At 67.8% G+C, this 15,160-nt stretch carries 15 protein-coding genes; 4 read left to right on the forward strand and 11 right to left on the reverse strand.

Features of this window, described 5'->3' with window-relative positions; genetic code table 11:
- The first annotated feature begins 85 nt into the window (after window positions 1–85).
- Window positions 86–1,249 (forward strand): diguanylate cyclase domain-containing protein, encoded by a 1,164-nt coding sequence (locus tag UC35_RS14995; RefSeq protein WP_061501049.1) that lies wholly within the window; start codon window positions 86–88, stop codon window positions 1,247–1,249.
- Window positions 1,250–1,318: 69 nt separating this feature from the next.
- Here the strand turns inward: UC35_RS14995 and UC35_RS15000 are convergent, their stop codons facing one another.
- The 9 genes from UC35_RS15000 to nirK form a co-directional block, all read right to left on the reverse strand.
- The gene (locus UC35_RS15000) at window positions 1,319–1,702 is read right to left on the reverse strand and encodes a nuclear transport factor 2 family protein (protein ID WP_061501051.1); all 384 of its coding nucleotides are present in this window, start codon (window positions 1,700–1,702) and stop codon (window positions 1,319–1,321) included.
- Between the two features lie 106 nt (window positions 1,703–1,808).
- Complete coding sequence (locus UC35_RS15005) at window positions 1,809–3,017, reverse strand: ABC transporter substrate-binding protein (RefSeq protein WP_061501053.1); 1,209 nt, start codon at window positions 3,015–3,017, stop codon at window positions 1,809–1,811.
- The gene (locus tag UC35_RS15010) at window positions 3,014–4,057 is read right to left on the reverse strand and encodes a branched-chain amino acid ABC transporter permease (protein WP_082793257.1); all 1,044 of its coding nucleotides are present in this window, start codon (window positions 4,055–4,057) and stop codon (window positions 3,014–3,016) included. Before UC35_RS15010 ends, UC35_RS15005 begins: the two co-directional genes overlap by 4 nt.
- 10 nt (window positions 4,058–4,067) lie before the next feature.
- Window positions 4,068–4,937 carry a branched-chain amino acid ABC transporter permease gene (locus UC35_RS15015; protein WP_061501055.1) on the reverse strand — a complete coding sequence of 290 codons (870 nt, stop codon included), beginning with the start codon at window positions 4,935–4,937 and terminating at the stop codon, window positions 4,068–4,070.
- Window positions 4,938–4,947: 10 nt separating this feature from the next.
- Window positions 4,948–5,664, reverse strand: coding sequence for an ABC transporter ATP-binding protein (locus UC35_RS15020; RefSeq protein ID WP_061501057.1), 717 nt, complete (start codon window positions 5,662–5,664; stop codon window positions 4,948–4,950).
- Entirely contained in the window at window positions 5,661–6,431 is a 771-nt protein-coding gene (locus UC35_RS15025) for an ABC transporter ATP-binding protein (protein ID WP_061501059.1), read from the reverse strand. The genes UC35_RS15020 and UC35_RS15025 overlap by 4 nt, the downstream gene beginning before the upstream one ends.
- A gap of 155 nt (window positions 6,432–6,586) precedes the next feature.
- On the reverse strand, window positions 6,587–7,204 hold the full coding sequence (locus UC35_RS15030; protein WP_061501061.1) for an SCO family protein: 618 nt from the start codon (window positions 7,202–7,204) through the stop codon (window positions 6,587–6,589).
- Window positions 7,201–7,983 carry a formylglycine-generating enzyme family protein gene (locus UC35_RS15035; RefSeq protein ID WP_061501063.1) on the reverse strand — a complete coding sequence of 261 codons (783 nt, stop codon included), beginning with the start codon at window positions 7,981–7,983 and terminating at the stop codon, window positions 7,201–7,203. The genes UC35_RS15030 and UC35_RS15035 overlap by 4 nt, the downstream gene beginning before the upstream one ends.
- 15 nt (window positions 7,984–7,998) lie before the next feature.
- The gene (nirK, locus tag UC35_RS15040; protein ID WP_061501064.1) at window positions 7,999–9,492 is read right to left on the reverse strand and encodes a copper-containing nitrite reductase; all 1,494 of its coding nucleotides are present in this window, start codon (window positions 9,490–9,492) and stop codon (window positions 7,999–8,001) included.
- Between the two features lie 230 nt (window positions 9,493–9,722).
- Between nirK and UC35_RS15045 the strand changes: the two genes are divergently transcribed.
- Window positions 9,723–10,538, forward strand: coding sequence for a metallophosphoesterase family protein (locus tag UC35_RS15045; protein WP_061501066.1), 816 nt, complete (start codon window positions 9,723–9,725; stop codon window positions 10,536–10,538).
- A gap of 82 nt (window positions 10,539–10,620) precedes the next feature.
- Here the strand turns inward: UC35_RS15045 and UC35_RS15050 are convergent, their stop codons facing one another.
- Window positions 10,621–11,538, reverse strand: a complete 918-nt coding sequence (locus tag UC35_RS15050; RefSeq protein ID WP_061501068.1) for a recombination-associated protein RdgC — start codon at window positions 11,536–11,538, stop codon at window positions 10,621–10,623.
- A 377-nt stretch (window positions 11,539–11,915) separates the two neighbouring features.
- Here UC35_RS15050 and UC35_RS15055 point away from each other — a divergent pair, with 377 nt between their 5' ends.
- Window positions 11,916–13,310, forward strand: a complete 1,395-nt coding sequence (locus UC35_RS15055; RefSeq protein WP_061501071.1) for a hypothetical protein — start codon at window positions 11,916–11,918, stop codon at window positions 13,308–13,310.
- 107 nt (window positions 13,311–13,417) lie between these two features.
- Here the strand turns inward: UC35_RS15055 and UC35_RS23680 are convergent, their stop codons facing one another.
- Window positions 13,418–13,999 carry a hypothetical protein gene (locus UC35_RS23680; protein WP_145979484.1) on the reverse strand — a complete coding sequence of 194 codons (582 nt, stop codon included), beginning with the start codon at window positions 13,997–13,999 and terminating at the stop codon, window positions 13,418–13,420.
- Window positions 14,000–14,035: 36 nt separating this feature from the next.
- Here UC35_RS23680 and UC35_RS15065 point away from each other — a divergent pair, with 36 nt between their 5' ends.
- Window positions 14,036–15,145 carry a TAXI family TRAP transporter solute-binding subunit gene (locus tag UC35_RS15065; RefSeq protein ID WP_158513911.1) on the forward strand — a complete coding sequence of 370 codons (1,110 nt, stop codon included), beginning with the start codon at window positions 14,036–14,038 and terminating at the stop codon, window positions 15,143–15,145.
- The last annotated feature ends 15 nt before the right edge of the window (window positions 15,146–15,160 follow it).

Genomic DNA, 15,160 nt, shown 5'->3' on the forward strand with positions numbered 1-15,160 from the left:
GTTTTCGGCTCTCGCAGCTTTCGCGAGCTAGCTTCGCATAGCTCATGCATACTCGCCATTCAGATTTGACTCTAAGAAAGCATCCATGTCCGGACGCCGCCGCCCCTCGCGGCCCGCGCTGGCGCTGGCCCGTCCAGTCGTCGCCACTGCGCAGGAGATCACTTTTCGAACGCAGCGGCTCGAGCCGCGCCTTCTCGCGGGCCTTGCCGCCTTCGGCGTGTGGACGGCCATCGTTTTAGGCGCGGGCGAGTGGACGCCATGGGGCATCGCGGGCGCCACGGCAGCCATGGGTGTCTGGTGCCTGAAGTACCCTGCGGGCCGCGCCGGCGCCATGCTCCTGCGGGCTGCGCTGCTTCTGACCGGCGGTTTCTTCCTTGAATGCGAGGCTGTCGCGGCCGACCTGGCCGGCCCGTTTTTCCTCTGGCCGGTGATGGTGACCGCTGTGTATTCGCTGCTGCTGCCAAGCAGCACCGTGCCATGGCTGTGGACGCTTGCCGCACTGGAGTTTGTTGCGGTCCGGCTCGCCATTCCCACGGCCTTTGCCTGGCAAGCGGTGCTGGGAGAGGCGGCTGTGCTTGCGTCTTTCTGCTTCGTTTGCGGGGCCGCTGGTCGCGCCGCCGCGACTGTGGAGCAACAGGCCGAAGTCGTGAAACGCGATCGCCAGAGCCTGCTGTACAACGACACCGGTTTCTTTGCAAATGGCGGCGAGCTGTTCGACGAATGCCGCTGGCGCAAGCGCCCATTTGCCCTCGTGCTGCTGAACAGCGCTGACCTGCGCGCGGCGGCCGAACTCGCCGGCCGCCGCGCAGCCACCCAGCTCTTCGAGCAGCTCGTGAAGAAGATCGCCGGAGCGACGCCGACCGGCGGCATCGCCGCCCGCACCGATTCGGTGGAATTTGCCATGGCGCTGCCGGGGCTCACGGCCGCCAAGGCCGCGGCCGTGATGCACCAGCAGTTCGGACAGCCTTCGAAACTGGAGGTGACCCTCAAGGACAACCGCGTCACCGTGATGCTCGATTCGGTGGTCGGAGAGATTTCGCCCGAGGTCATGTCGCTGGAAGATTTGTACGACCGCATGCGCGTTCGGCTCCGCCACCGCGCCAATGAAGCCGCCTCGTCCCAACCGGCCGAGCCCCCCAGCACCTTGCAGGGGCTGATCGAACCCGACCCGCCCATGCCGCAGGACGCGCGACCGACGTTGCCAATGACCTACGGCGAGGCGCTGGCCGTCGCCGGCCGGAAGCCATAGCTGCATGGGCAGGATGCTGTCGAATACGGCCGCGCTCGCACTGGCAGGCGCGCGGCTGCCGGAGCCGGACTATCTGGCCGGAAGCGGCGGGCGGTTCTTGCGATAGGAGTTCTTGACCGCGATCTGGCCGCCCCGGAAGGTGAACAGGTCGCATCCGTGGACCTCGACCCGGGAGCCGTCGGTTCGTGTGCCGGTGAACGTCCACTCGGACACGCCGCGCTCGCCGGCAACGAAGTGACGTGCCGAGCGCCACTGCGCGTCGGGAAAGGCCGCCCAGACGTCGGAGAAAGCGGCCCGGACGGCGCCGCGGCCGACGTAGCGCGTTCCGCAGGTGTCCGGGCCGGCAGAGGCTTCGAACGCGCAGTCCTCGGTCATGAAGCTCATGAGCGCTTCGACATCATGCCGATTCCAGGCGTCGGCGAACGCCTGCAGGTCTTCAACAGTCACGCCCATATCGGCCTCCGGTGAGGTGCGGAGCCCGATTGTTGCAGTGATCGCGAGGCGCGTGGCTTCCACCGCGCAGCAGCCTGGAGCGCCGGCGCCCCAGGCTGACAAGGTCCTAGGCCGCCCCGCCGCCCAGAACGTCGCCGAACAGCACCCACTTCTTGCCGTCCCACTTGGACAGCTGCGCCTGGTCGATCGGGCCGTGGTCGGTCGCCGAGGTGTTGACAGTGATGCCGGGCAGCAGCAGGCCCGACTTCCAGTCCTTCAGGCTCTCGGCCTGCTTCTTGATGTTGTCCCGGCTGAAGTTGCCGTTGCATTGCCTGAGCACCTGCGTCATGACCTGCGCCGTGATATAGCCATACACATTGCTGGCGTCGTTCACGTTGCCGTCGGGATAGAACTTGCCCATGAAACCGCGCCACTCCAGCATCGCCCGATCGTCCTTCCAGACGGGGTCGGATTCGTCCTTGTAGTACTGCACCGTGATGATGCCTTCGCTCTTTTCCAGGCCGGCGGGGATGAGCACGCTGCCCACCGAGGCGCCCACGTTGTTCACGATGTGCAGCGGCGGGCGCCAGCCGGAGTCGTACACGCGGCGGATCGCCTGCGCGCTGAACTTCGGCGTGCAGATGTTGAACATGGTGTCGGCGCCCGACGCCTTGAGCGTGAGGATCTGCGAATCCACCGTGGCGTCGGTCACCTCGTAGGTGGCCTTGGCGACGATCATCTTGGCCTTGTCGCCCTTGAGCACGTTCTCCAGGCCGGCGAGCACGTCCTTGCCGTAGTCGTCGTTCTGGTAGAGAACGGCGATCTTCGCGTTGGGGCGGTTCTTGAGGATGTACTTGGCGTAGATCTCGCCTTCGGTCTGGTAGGCGAGGTTGAAGCCGAAGGTCCACGGATAGTTCTTCGGGTCGTTCCACTTGGTCGCGCCCGTGGCCACGAACAGGTGCGGCACCTTCTTGGCGTTGACGTACTTGTGGATAGCCGTGTTGCTGGGGGTGCCGAGCGTCTGGAACAGGGCGTCGACCTCGTCCTGCTCGACCAGCTTGCGCACCTGCTCCACGGTCTTGGGCGGACTGTAGCCGTCGTCCAGGGAGATCAGGTTGACCTTGGTCCCGTTGATGCCGCCCTCGTCGTTGATTTTCTTGAAGTAGGCCTGGTGCAGCTTGCCGATCGTGCCGTAGGCCGACGCCGGGCCGCTGTAAGGCATGGTCTGCCCGAGCTTGATCTCCTTCTTGCCCTGCGCACGGGCGCTGCCGATGAAGAAGGGCCCGGTGAGCGCTGCCGCGCCGATCACGAGCGTCTTGCGTCGATTCGTGTTCATCCTGCTTCCTTTCCACTGATAGGCAGTTGCACATCGTCGCGCGCTGCTGGTGCAGCCGGTGCGACAACCCGATTCCCCGCTTTGCCCGCGAAGCGCGCCCGGGCCCTGCGCAGCAGGCCGGCCACGCCCGAAGGCATGAGGTACATGATGGCGATGAGGATCACGCCGTAGATGGCCCAGGGCGCAGCCTTGGAGATATGGTCGGCGACGTTGGGCACGAACTGGATGAACAGCGCTCCGTAGAACGCGCCGGAGATCGAGGCGAGCCCGCCCACCACGACGCCCACCAGCAGCGACAGCGACAGGAACACGTTGAACGAATCGGGCGAGGCGAACTGCACACCGATGGCCGCCAGCGCGCCGGCGATGCCGGTGTAGAGCGCGGAAACGCCGAAGGTCAGCGATTTGTAGATCGCGGTGTTGATGCCCATGGTCTCGGCGGCGATCGGGTGGTCGCGGATCGCCACCAGCGCCCGGCCCACGCGGCCGCGCAGGATGTTCCAGGCGGCGACGAACAGCACCACCACCCAGAACAGGGTGAAGAAGTACAGCCACTGGTCCTGGTTGAGCGGCAGGCCCGCGGGCGGCTCGGGCTTGAGGATGACCACGCCCATGGAGCCGCCCGTCCAGTGCTCGATGCCCTTGTACTTGAGGATCTGCGGCATGGCGACGCCGAGAGCGAAGGTGGCGAGCGCCAGGTACAGACCCTCCAGCCGCAGCGCCGGCAGGCCGAACAGGAATCCCGCCAGCAGGCACACCAGGCCGGCCACCGGAATGGTCGCCCAGTACGGCCAATTCGCCTTGTCCATCAGGATGGCGGCGGTGTAGGCGCCGATGGCGAAGAAGGCGCCGTGCCCCAGCGAGATCTGCCCGTTGTAGCCGGTCAGCATGTTCAGCCCCAGCAGCGCAATCGCATAGCTCAGCGCCATCGTGAGCTGGAACACCTGGTAGTTGCTCAGGACGAAGGGCAGGATGCAGGCAAGCGCGGCCAGCAAGAGCATGCCGCCGATCTGCGTGGGGGTCAGGGTGGGCTTGACCATCTAGGCGTCCCTATACCCGGGCGACGTGCGGGCGGCCGAACAGGCCCGACGGGTTGAGCACCAGCACCGCCACGATGATGACGAGTGCGAACGAGAGCTTCAGTTCGGTGCCGAGGTACATGCCGATCACGTTCTCGACCATGCCGACCAGGAAGCCGCCGACGACGGCGCCCCAAGGATTGTCGATACCGCCGAGCAGCGCGCCGGCGAAGGCGTAGAGCAGGATGCCGCCCATCATGTTCGGCTCGAGGTAGACGATGGGCGCGACCATCATGCCGGCGATCGCGCCGATCGCGGCCGCCAGGCCCCAGCCCAGCGCCAGCATCCAGCCGACGCGCACGCCCACCAGCCGGCTCGACTCCGGGTTCTGCGCCGCTGCGCGCATCGCCAGCCCCAGCGGGGTGAAGCGGAAGAAGGCGAACACCAGGGCGAGCACGACCAGCGTGACACACATCGATCCGAGCTCGTGGGCGCCGATGTAGGTGTTGTCGAAAAGCGGCTTGTCCGGGAAGGGGCTCGGGAACGGCTTGATCGTGTAGGTGTAGATCCAGCCCGCGATGCTGTTGAAGATGACCAGCAGGCCGATGAAGACGATGACCACCGAGAGCACCGGCGCGTTCTCGACGGGGCGGATGATCACGCGCTCGATCAGCACGCCGCCGATGAAGGCAATGACGATGGTGAGGAAGAACGCCACCCAGTAGGGCAGTCCCGCCTGGATCAGCGCCCAGCAGATGTAGGTGGCGAACATCGCGATCTCGCCCTGCGCGAAGTTCACCAGGTGGGTGGCCTGGTAGATCATCACCAGCGCCAGCGCCACGCTGGCGTAGATGCCGCCCGTCGCGAGGCCGGAGAGGATCTGGTGGAAGAGCAGGTCCATTCTTTGTGCCTCAGTAGCCCAGGTACGAGCGGCGTACGCCCTCGTCGTTGCGGATCGACTCGGCCGAGCCCGCGATCACGACGCGCCCCGTCTCGAGCAGGTAGGCCTGGTCGGCCAGTTGCAGCGCCATCGATGCGTTCTGCTCGACCAGCAGCATGCTGGTGCCCTCGGCCTGGTTGATCTCGCCGAGGATGTCGAACAGCTCGCGCACGATCCGCGGCGCCAGGCCGAAGGACGGCTCGTCCAGCAGCAGCAGCTTGGGACGCAGCATCAGCGCGCGCGAGATGGCCAGCATCTGCTGCTCGCCGCCCGACAGCAGTCCGGCCTGCTGCTTGCGGCGCTCGCGCAGGCGCGGGAAATGGGTGTACATGCGCTCGAAGTCGGCCTGCACCTGGTCCTTGTCGCGCCGCGTGTACGCGCCCATGCGCAGGTTCTCTTCCACCGTCAAATGCACGAAGGTGCCGCGGCCGTCGGGCACGTGCGCCACGCCGCGGCGCACGATCTCTTCGGTGGCCTTGCCGTCGATGCGTTCGCCGCCGAGCAGCACTTCCCCCTGCACGCGGATCATTCCGCAGACCGCGCGCAGGGTGGTCGTCTTGCCCGCGCCGTTGGCGCCGAGGACGGTGGTGATGCCGCGCGGCTTGACGTCGAAGTCGATCCCGTGGAGCACCCGCGTCGCGCCGTACTGCGCCTGCAGCTTGCGCACCTGCAGGATGGGGGCCGTCATTTCTCCTCCCCGAGGTAGGCGCGGATGACGTTGGGGTCGCCCTGCACTTCGGCCGGCGTGCCGTCGGCGATCTTGCGGCCGAAGTCCAGCACCACGACCTGGTCCGACACGCGCATGACGAGGTTCATGTGGTGCTCGACCAGCAGGATGGTGAGCTTCAGTTCCTGCTGGATGCGCCGCAGCAGGTGCCGCAGCGCGTCCACCTCCTCGTGGTTCAGGCCGGCGGCCGGCTCGTCGAGCAGCAGCAGCTTCGGCCGGGACAGCAGCGCGCGCGCCAGCTCGACGCGCTTTTGCGTGCCGAAGGGCAGGTCCGACACCGGCCGGTGGGCGACATCCTGCAACCCGAGCAGGGCGATCGCATCGGCCGCGCGCCCGCGCAGCTCGCGCTCCTCGCGGCGCACCCAGGGCAGGCGCAGGGCATTCGACAGGAAGCCGCTGCGCGTGTTGCAGTGCCCGCCGATCATCACGTTGTCCTGCACGCTCATCGTGCGGAACAGCGCCAGGTTCTGGAAGGTGCGGCCGATGCCCAGCGCGGCGATCTTGTGCGCCGCGAAGCCGGACAGTGGCCGGCCCTCGAAATGGATGAAGCCGTCGCTGAACGAATAGAGGCGCGACAGGCAATTGAAGAGCGTGGTCTTGCCCGCGCCGTTCGGCCCGATGAGGCCGGCGATGGTGCCGGGCTGGACCGCGAAGGACACGCGATCGAGTGCCGTGATGCCGCCGAAGCGGACCGTGACGTCAGAGACTTCGAGCAGCGCTGCCGACATGCACAACTTTATGTGACGCGCGCGGCGCTCGCACCAAGAGTGGAAACCCTTCCCGGTGCGCCGGTGGCCGGCCGGGCCACCTCTTCCTTATCGGCTGCGTGTCACGTCGGTGACATTGAGGCGGCTGAAAAGGAGGAGACGGTGACCTCGGGACACTAGGTCACGCGCTTGGCCTGCAGCTTGCGCACCGCCGCCACCAGGGCGGGGTCCGCCGGGCCCAGCTTGCCGCTGCGGGCAGTGATGCGGCCCTGGCGATCGAGCAGGTCGATGGCGCTGGAGTGGTTGTACTCGCCGTTGGCGAGCTGACGGTACTGGATGCCGAGCACGGCCGCCACCTTGCGGGTGGTGGCGTCGTCGGCCCGGGCCAGCACCCATTGGCCATTGCAGCCGTGCGCCTGCGCGGTCTTCTTCAGCACCGCCGGCGAATCGTGCGCGGGGTCGACGCTGACCATCAGCACGCGCAGCTGCGCGCGCTCGGCAGCCGGCAGCGCGCGCAAGGTGGCGTGCACCGTCTCGAAGATCATGGGACACACCATGTCGCACGAGCTATAGAACATGGTGGCAAGCACCGGCACGCCCTGCAGCGAGGACAAGGCGAAGGGACGTCCGTCCTGGTCCTCCAGGGTGGCTTCCAGCTGGTACACCGAATCGCCGGGCGGGGGCGCCGGCGCGGCCAGGGGAGGGTGGGCCGCCGTGTGGGCCAGCACGGGCATCGCACCGAGCGCGGCCAGGGACAGCAGGGCGTCGCGACGACGCAGTTGAATCAGGCTCATAGGGATCTTTCCAGGGGCTGCGCGCAGCGGAACCCCAGGGTGCCGGTGGTGTCCGCGGCGTTCAGCGACGACAGCAGTGCGATGCGCATGAGCACCGCATAGCTGTCGCGGTCAATGATGTTGAGGGCGCCCGAGCCGCAGAACTTCAGCTTGTCCGGGTCACCCTGGGTGCGGCTGTCGCCGGCGATGAACAGCGCGTTGAAGTCGTCGACCCATTCCCACACCAGGCCGTGCATGTCGCTCACGCCGTACGCATTGGACGGGCCACCGACGGCCTCCAGGGCCGGGCCAGCGGGCTTCTCGTACCAGGCCAGGATCGCCCGCCGCCAGGCGGGGTCGCTGCGGGCATCGGCACGGCTCGCGTCGGCGGCGGCGGCGTACTCCCATTCCAGCCAGGTCGGCAGCCGGGCACCTTCGGCCTCGCAGAAGGCCTTGGCGGCAAACCAGCTGACCTCGGTGACAGGGGCCGAAGCATGCAAGCCGTTGCCGGGCGCCACGGGGGTGGACCACTGCCGCAGGTAGCGCTTGTCGGCCAGCACCGCCGGGGCGCGGCCGCGTTGCCACTCGGGATGGGCCCGAACGAAGGCCGCGAACTCGGCGACGGTCACCGGTGTGCGGCGCATCGCGAACGGCTTCACCTCGACGGGCGCCGACACGGTGGACACCGGGCCTTGGGGCAGCACGCTTTCGAAGCGGCCGCCCGGCAGGCTGACGTAGTCCGCGGCGTGCCCGGCCGCGCACGCCGCGGCGGCGAGCAGGAGAATGGCCAGGCGTTTCATCGCAGTGGCTCCCGGTCAGTGCTCCGCCTGGCCCTTGGCCGCCGGCTTGGCCGAGCGGACCTTCTTGACGTCTTCCTTGCTCACGGTTCCGCCCGGATTGCCCCAGCTGTTCATCACGTAGGTGAGGATGTTGGCCACCTCGTCGTCGTTCAGCTGGTTCATCGGCGGCATCACCGAGTTGTATTCCTGGCCGTTGACCGTGACCTTGCCACTGAGGCCGTTCAGCACGACGCCGATGGCGCGCTTGATGTCGGCAGTCAGGTAGTCGGCCTTGGCCAGCGGCGGGAACACGCCGGGCATGCCCGCGCCGTTGGACTGGTGGCAGACCGAGCAGGTGCCGGCGAACAGGGCCTGGCCGGCCTTGATCTGATCCTCGGGCGTCAGCTTGCCGGCCGCAGAGTTCTCGGCGGCCTGCGCGACGGCGGCGAGGTTGGGGCCGGCGCGATCGCCCAGGTACACCGCGTCGAGTTCCTTGCCCGAATAGATGCTCTTGTCCTCCTTGCCGTCGATCTTCATGATTGCCAGCGCACCCTTGTTGAAGGCGCGGAAGATCGAGTGATCCACCATCACGTAGCTGCCCGGTACCGTCGCCTGGAAGGTCGCGATGGCGGCGCCGCCGGCGGGGATCAGCGTGGTCTGCACGTTCTTCTGCACGTTGCTGCCGCCTTCGAAGCGCACCTGGTCGAAGATGGCGCCGATGACGTGGAAGCTGGACACCAGGTTGGGCCCGCCGTTGCCGATGTAGAGCCGCACTTTCTCGCCGACCTTGGCGGTCAGGGCCTTGTCGCCGGTGAGCGCGCCCTCGGCGCCGTTGAACAGCACGTAGGTCGGCTTCTCGTCGATGGCCTTCTCCATGTCGAACGGCTGGTGGCCCTTCTCGCGGTACTTGCCCGTGGTGTAGAAGTCGCCCTGCATCACGTAGTACTCGCGGTCGACCTTGGGCATCCCGTTGGGCGGCTCGACCAGGATCAGCCCGTACATGCCGTTGGCCACGTGCATGCCCACCGGCGCGGTGGCGCAGTGGTAGACATAGATGCCCTCGTTCAGCGCCTTGAAGGTGAACTGCGACTCGTGGCCGGGCGCGGTGAAGCTGGAGGCCGCGCCGCCGCCCGGGCCGGTGACGCCGTGCAGGTCGATGTTGTGCGGCATCTTGCTGCCCGGATGGTTCTTCAGGTGGAACTCCACCGTGTCGCCCTGGCGCACGCGGATGAAGCTGCCCGGTACCGTGCCGCCGAAGGTCCAGAAGGTGTAGTTCACGCCCTCGGAGATCTGCATCGTCTTCTCGACGACCTCCAGGTTGACGATGACCTTGGCGGGATAGTTGCGGTTCACCGGCGGCGGCACGTGCGGCGGGCTGGTGAGCACCGCCTGGATCGGCTTGCCTTTGGGCGGGCCGAAGTCACCCGGGACCTTGGGTCCCGCCAGCGAGATCAGCGGCGCACACACGCTCGCCACGATGGCGAGCGTCCGCGTCGCGCGCAACAGCGAAGAGAAGTTCAGTGAAACCATCTTTTTTTCCTCAAGCTACCTATCGATGCAGCTACGTTAGTCCTGCCAACTCGACAGCAACTTGAACTGGATCAAGCCGCACAGGGTTTGCCCGGATTGCGATAGATCAAGTGAAGCAAGGTGGTGTGCGCGCAAGCTGTATTGCGCTGGATCAAGGCGATCACGCGCCCGACGGGACCACCGTGCGCCTGCGACACGAGACTGTCACGGCCCTGCGCTAGGGTGGGCGCATGCGGATCGCGCTGATCGCCGACAGCCACCTCTCGCCGCGCGCGCCCGAGTGCGTGCACAACTGGCGCGCTGCGGGCAGCGCCGCCGCGGCCCGCGGCGCGCAGCTGACGGTGCACCTGGGCGACATCAGCTTCGACGGCGAGCACATGCCGACGGAACTCGACTACGCCGCCGGCCTGGTCAGGGACTGGCCGACACCGATGCGCTGCGTGCCGGGCAACCACGACATCGGCACGGGCAGCGGCGAGCAGCCGCTGCCCGCGCATCTGCTGCCGCACTACCGGCGCGCCTTCGGCGCCGACCGCTGGACGATGCAGCACGGCAACTGGGTGCTGATCGGCTTGAATGCGCAGCTTTTGGGCACGGCCACCCGCGACGAAGCGGAGCAATGGGACTGGCTGGAGGACATCGCCGCCGGCCTGGCGGCGAACGACCGCGCCATCCTGTTCCTGCACCGGCCGCTGGTGCGCGCGCCCGGCGACCGCGGCATGCCCACCGGCCGCTACGTCGATGCCGCGCCGGCGCACAGCCTGAGGGCCGGTCCGCTGCGGCATGCCCTCGCGCTGGTGGTGAGCGGGCACACGCACCAGGCGCTGGACTTCACGGCCGATGGCCTGCGGCACCTGTGGGTGCCGTCCAGCGCCTTCGTCATTCCCGATGCCATGCAGCCGGCCGTCGGGGAAAAGGAAGTCGGCATCGGCCTGCTGGTCCTGCACGGCGACCAGCTCGCGTACGAACGCGTCCAGGCGCCGCTGATGCGGCGGCATGAGTTGCCCGGACTGGCGTGCTATCGCACGCTGCCCCGCAAGCACTGAGGGCAGCGTCGCCCCGGGGTGTCATCCCGGCCAGCCGCGCCGGCGCCGCGTCGTCGGTGCGTAGTCGGCGCGTGAACGAAGCCTAAGCGGCGGCCTGCGGCACGAGCTCGCCGCCCAGCGAGGCAAGCAACTGCGGCAGCAGCCCCGACAGCTCCGCGGTCGCGATCGCGGCGTCGGCATCGAAACCGTCTTCGCCCTTGGGCGCCTCCTCGACGCCGCGGATGTCGATCTTGCGGATTGCCAGATGCTCGGTGAGCACGAAGGACACCTTGTCGTTCCAGGTGAGCGCAAGTTGCGCCGGCAGCTTGCCTTCCTGGATGTGCTGGCCGATCTCCTCCAGTTCGAGGTTGTGGCGCGCATAGCGCACCACCGACTTGTCTTCGCCGGAGTGCTTCAGCTCCAGGTCGCGGTCGATGGCGAAGCCTTCGGGCGCCTGCTTGGCCGTGAGCCATTCGGCCATGGCCGTGGCCGGTGCGAGCGAGGTCGACAGCGGCGACAGCGGCAACACGTGGCCGAGTTCGGCCATGACGTCGACCAGCTGCTTGATCGCCGGCTCGGCCGCCTTCATGCTGCCCGCGGCGACCACCAGCGAGCGTTGCTGCAGGTCGATCCAGATGATTTGCGACGAGCGCTTGCTGAAGGCGCGCGGCAGGAAGGCGTGGACGATCTCGTCTTTGATCTCCGTCTTCTCCTTGCGTCCGGGCTTGCGCCCGCGTTCGGCCTCGATCGCCTTGCAGCGCGCCTCGAGTTCCGCGCGCACCGCGCCACCGGGCACGTTCTTGCGTTCCACCGCGAGCTTCAGGATCCATTGGCCGGCGACGCTTTCCACCATCGCGCCGTGCTCCTGGCCGCGCGGCGGCACCCATCCGGCCGACAGTTCCTGCGTGGGTTCGCACGGCTGGAAGGCCAGGCGCTGCAGTTCCGCATCCAGGCGCTCCAGGGGCGGCGGCGTCCAGTCAGGGCCGATGCGGTAGACGACGATGTTCTTGAAAAGCGGCATGCAAAAACGGATGAGTCAGGGGCACGAATTCTCGCCGATGGCGCGGCCATTCCGCGGCCGCGCGTCAGGTCGTTGCATTTGCGCACTGTGGCGCGCAAGCACGCTTAGAGCTCAGGAGTTCACGCATCGCGGCAACATTCCCGAGGTCTCGGTGACCGAAGTTTCAAAGCGTGTTGCTTCCTGTACGGGTGCCGGCATTTCCCGCCAAATGGTGAGCTATTTGGCACGAGGGGCTGATGGTGGAAGAGCAAGCCGAGCGGTGGCCACTCCGCTCGGGTGTTTGGTTGCGCGATCCTGAATCCGAAAGGTGGCGCCTTGCAGCGACCGCCGATGGAAAACTCGTCCATCAAAAGCTTGCAGCGGCAGACCTCGGCCGCATGATCGGGGCCAGCAGGGACGCGAGCGGCCAGTGGTTTCCCCCCGATTTCACTTACTCGCCGCAGACCGGCTCGACGCTGCAGATCACGATCTCGTCGCTGGACCCGCCGTGGGTGCCGCCCTTCGGCGCGCCGGCGCTCGCCGACCTGGCCCGACCCGTGACGCGGGGATTGCGGCAGACGCCTGCGCCGCTGGCGCTGATGCGCACCAAGGGACGCCTGGATCCGGGCGCTGAGGCCGACAGGACCTTGCCCGCGCTGCCGCCGGGCGACTACCGATTCCTGGTCCACACCTTCGATGTGGCCGCGCCCACCTTGATGGCCATCGAGCCGGCGCGCGGCCAGCTGCTCGTGCTGCTGCCCGAATCGAACGCCTGGATCCCGCTCGAGAGCGCCACCGGACAGGGCCCGGCTGCCGGACGCAGCGAGGCGTCCGGGGGCACCGCGAACGGGTGGCCTGCCCTGGCCCCGGGCCCGAAGAATGGCCGCGGCTGGCGCATGGAGGCGGTGACAGGAAGCCACGTCGCCACCCTGTACCTTCCGACGGCTGGCGGCCTGGCGGCGGTGACGCCGACCCTGGTCGGCTTGTCGTATGCCGTCGAGTACTTTGGACGAGGGCCTGCGCTCGGCGGCCCGGTGGCCTGGGCCGGCGAAGTCTGGCTGCCGGTGCTGGGCAAGCTAGGCGTGGTCCATCTCGTCGGCAAGCCGCCGGGAGCCGCCGAGCCCGTGATCCTGAAGACCGGCGCCGTCGCCCCGGAACACGGCTTCGAGGCGCCGGTGTTCGATGCCCATCACGTGATCTGGCCCAGCGAGCAAGGACAACTGGTCGTTCACCTCGATCCCAACGGCAAGCACAAGACGGAATGGATCGCCTGGCCCGAGGGGCTGGCGCCGGCGTTCTCCCTGGGCTGCCCCTACCTCTCGTTGGAGGGCACTTTCTGGCAGGCCTGCTGGAAGAGCCCGTCCGCATCGCTCGAGTACGTGGAGATGGGCAAGTCCCGGCCCGAGCGCGCCGCCATCGATGTGCCGCGATTCGGCACAGGGCACATCAGCTATGCCCAGGCGCGGCGGATCGCCGGCGATCCCTGGCGGGAGCCCGGACCGGGCGTCGACGCGGCGTCCGCCGAGCTCGTCGTGCCGCTGCTCGAGTCCGAACTTGAGCGCGCGGTCGTCGGCCTGCGGATCGAGGCGCCGCAAGGGCTGGTCGCGCTGTTGGCATCTGAAGAGAAACAGCGCGCGACCCTGCAGCTGCAGGCGGAAGACCGCATCGACCGGCCGTTCGGCACCCTGGAGGTGGCCAGGCCGTGGCTGGCTTCGGTGTTCGTCTACGACGCCCATTTGTGGGTGCATCACCCGGAACTCCCGCAGGCGCTGGGGTGGAAGTTGTTCGACTGAGCCGCCGCAGGTACGCCTCAGATGAACAAATTGGCTCCATCGGCGCGAAGTGGGAGCCAATGCGCGTTCTGCCGCCGGCCGTGGTTCGGCTCCGTGGCCTACTGTCCTTATTGCGGGCGCCGGGCCTCCTTGGCCAAGGCGGTCAGCCAGCAGCCCGGCGAAGTCCAGCCCGGCGAAGTCCAGACCGGTGAAGTCCAGCCCGGCGAAGCCGCGGCAGCCAGCGGGCAGGCGGCCTGGTGGATGTCGGCGGACGCGCTGCGTGTCCAGGACGCCGGCGCTTCGCTCGAGGCGAGCCGCGCGGCGCCATCCGGCCCTGCGCTGCCGTTCGGGCAGGACGCATCGGCGCCGTCCCGGTGGCGCCGATCCTCCGCCGTGACGCTGGGCTTCAAGACCGCAATCGCCGGCGTGAGCGCCTTGTTGCTGTTCTGGGCGGTCAAGGTGCTTGCGCCCAGGGCGGGGGAGGAGGCATCGCTGCCGCCGCCGGTGCCGCCAACCGCCGTCATGGGGAATGCGGGGCAGGACGGGGCCACCGCGGCGCCAGCGCCACTGGCGCCGCTTGCGACACCGCGGACACCGGCCGCAGTCGCGGCGCCGGCGCCATCCGCGCCGCCGCGCGCCGCCGCGCCGGGCCCGCCGAACCCGTCCCGCTCGCTGTGCTCCGTCGCCGACGAAGCAGCAGGCTTGTGCAAGTCGCGGCAATGAATCATTGGAAAGAGAGGACAACGATGCGTGCACTTGTTTGGACGAGAGCCGTGCTGGCGTTCGCGGCGGTGGCGCTGGGCGTGGCCGGCAGCCAGGCGGCCGAAGTCATCGTGACCGGCGGCAAGACCGGCACCTACTACCAGATCGGCAACAACCTCAAGGAGTTCGTCTCGCCGACGCTGGAAGTGCAGGACTCCAAGGGATCCTGGGCGAACGTGGAAGAACTGAGCCAGACCAAAGGCGTGAGCCTGGCGATCGTGCAATCGGATGTCTATGCCGCCTTCGTGTACCTGCGCGACAACCCCGAGGTGCCCGCCGCAACGCGGCAGCAATACGCCAAGCTGCTGGCCAACCTGCGGGTGTTCATGCCGCTGTACCGGGAGGAGATTCATTTCCTGGTGCGCAAGGACAGCCCGCTGGAATTCATCCACCAGATCCGTGGCGCGCGGATCTGGATGGATGCCGAGAAAAGCGGCACCTACCTCACCGCGCTGAACATCTACAGCAAGATGTTCAACGAGCGGCCCACGGTCGTCGCGCCCTTTGTCAATCCCACCGTCACCGGCGACGATGAAGGCACCCGCACGCGCCGCTCGGCGCTGATGGCGCTGGGCGACCCGGAGTTCTACAAGAGCTTCCCCGCGGTCGACGTGATCGTGCTGGTCGGCGGCCAGCCGCTCAAGCTGCTCGAAGCCAACGTGCCCGCCAACCTGAAGCTGCTGCGTTTCGATCCGGCGCATGCCACGGCGGCCAAGCTGCTGCAGGACTACAAGAAGGCCGACATCCTGAAGTCCAGCTACGCGGCCCTGAACATCGCCGATGCCGGCGCGCCCTCGCTTTCAGTCGACTCCTACCTGATCACGGCCAATTTCGTGAGCGAAGAACGCAACCGCTTCGTCTCCACCATGGCCAGCCAGTTCTGCGAGAAGTTCAACGACCTGCAGACCAAGGGCCATCCGAAGTGGAAGGCCCTGAGCTGGAAGCCGGGGTCGCCCTTGCCCGAACTGGCCGCCGGCTGGCAGTACTCGCCCCGGGTGAAGGACCGCCTGAGCCAATGCGGGACGCAGGGCACCGTGGCCGGCAACCTCGGCGCCTGCAAGCCGCAGGACCGCTTCGCCGGGCTGTGCAAGTGAGGCGCCGCCGCGCGG

This window comes from Ramlibacter tataouinensis (assembly GCF_001580455.1).
In the GTDB taxonomy this organism is placed as follows: domain Bacteria; phylum Pseudomonadota; class Gammaproteobacteria; order Burkholderiales; family Burkholderiaceae_C; genus Ramlibacter; species Ramlibacter tataouinensis_B.

Excerpts from the sequence above, each read along its gene's own strand:
- UC35_RS14995 (WP_061501049.1), top strand. The coding sequence starts at position 86 with ATGTCCGGACGCCGCCGCCCCTCGCGGCCCGCGCTGGCGCTGGCCCGT.
- UC35_RS15000 (WP_061501051.1), bottom strand. The coding sequence starts at position 1,702 with ATGGGCGTGACTGTTGAAGACCTGCAGGCGTTCGCCGACGCCTGGAAT.
- UC35_RS15005 (WP_061501053.1), bottom strand. The coding sequence starts at position 3,017 with ATGAACACGAATCGACGCAAGACGCTCGTGATCGGCGCGGCAGCGCTC.
- UC35_RS15010 (WP_082793257.1), bottom strand. The coding sequence starts at position 4,057 with ATGGTCAAGCCCACCCTGACCCCCACGCAGATCGGCGGCATGCTCTTG.
- UC35_RS15015 (WP_061501055.1), bottom strand. The coding sequence starts at position 4,937 with ATGGACCTGCTCTTCCACCAGATCCTCTCCGGCCTCGCGACGGGCGGC.
- UC35_RS15020 (WP_061501057.1), bottom strand. The coding sequence starts at position 5,664 with ATGACGGCCCCCATCCTGCAGGTGCGCAAGCTGCAGGCGCAGTACGGC.
- UC35_RS15025 (WP_061501059.1), bottom strand. The coding sequence starts at position 6,431 with ATGTCGGCAGCGCTGCTCGAAGTCTCTGACGTCACGGTCCGCTTCGGC.
- UC35_RS15030 (WP_061501061.1), bottom strand. The coding sequence starts at position 7,204 with ATGAGCCTGATTCAACTGCGTCGTCGCGACGCCCTGCTGTCCCTGGCC.
- UC35_RS15035 (WP_061501063.1), bottom strand. The coding sequence starts at position 7,983 with ATGAAACGCCTGGCCATTCTCCTGCTCGCCGCCGCGGCGTGCGCGGCC.
- nirK (WP_061501064.1), bottom strand. The coding sequence starts at position 9,492 with ATGGTTTCACTGAACTTCTCTTCGCTGTTGCGCGCGACGCGGACGCTC.
- UC35_RS15045 (WP_061501066.1), top strand. The coding sequence starts at position 9,723 with ATGCGGATCGCGCTGATCGCCGACAGCCACCTCTCGCCGCGCGCGCCC.
- UC35_RS15050 (WP_061501068.1), bottom strand. The coding sequence starts at position 11,538 with ATGCCGCTTTTCAAGAACATCGTCGTCTACCGCATCGGCCCTGACTGG.
- UC35_RS15055 (WP_061501071.1), top strand. The coding sequence starts at position 11,916 with ATGATCGGGGCCAGCAGGGACGCGAGCGGCCAGTGGTTTCCCCCCGAT.
- UC35_RS15065 (WP_158513911.1), top strand. The coding sequence starts at position 14,036 with ATGCGTGCACTTGTTTGGACGAGAGCCGTGCTGGCGTTCGCGGCGGTG.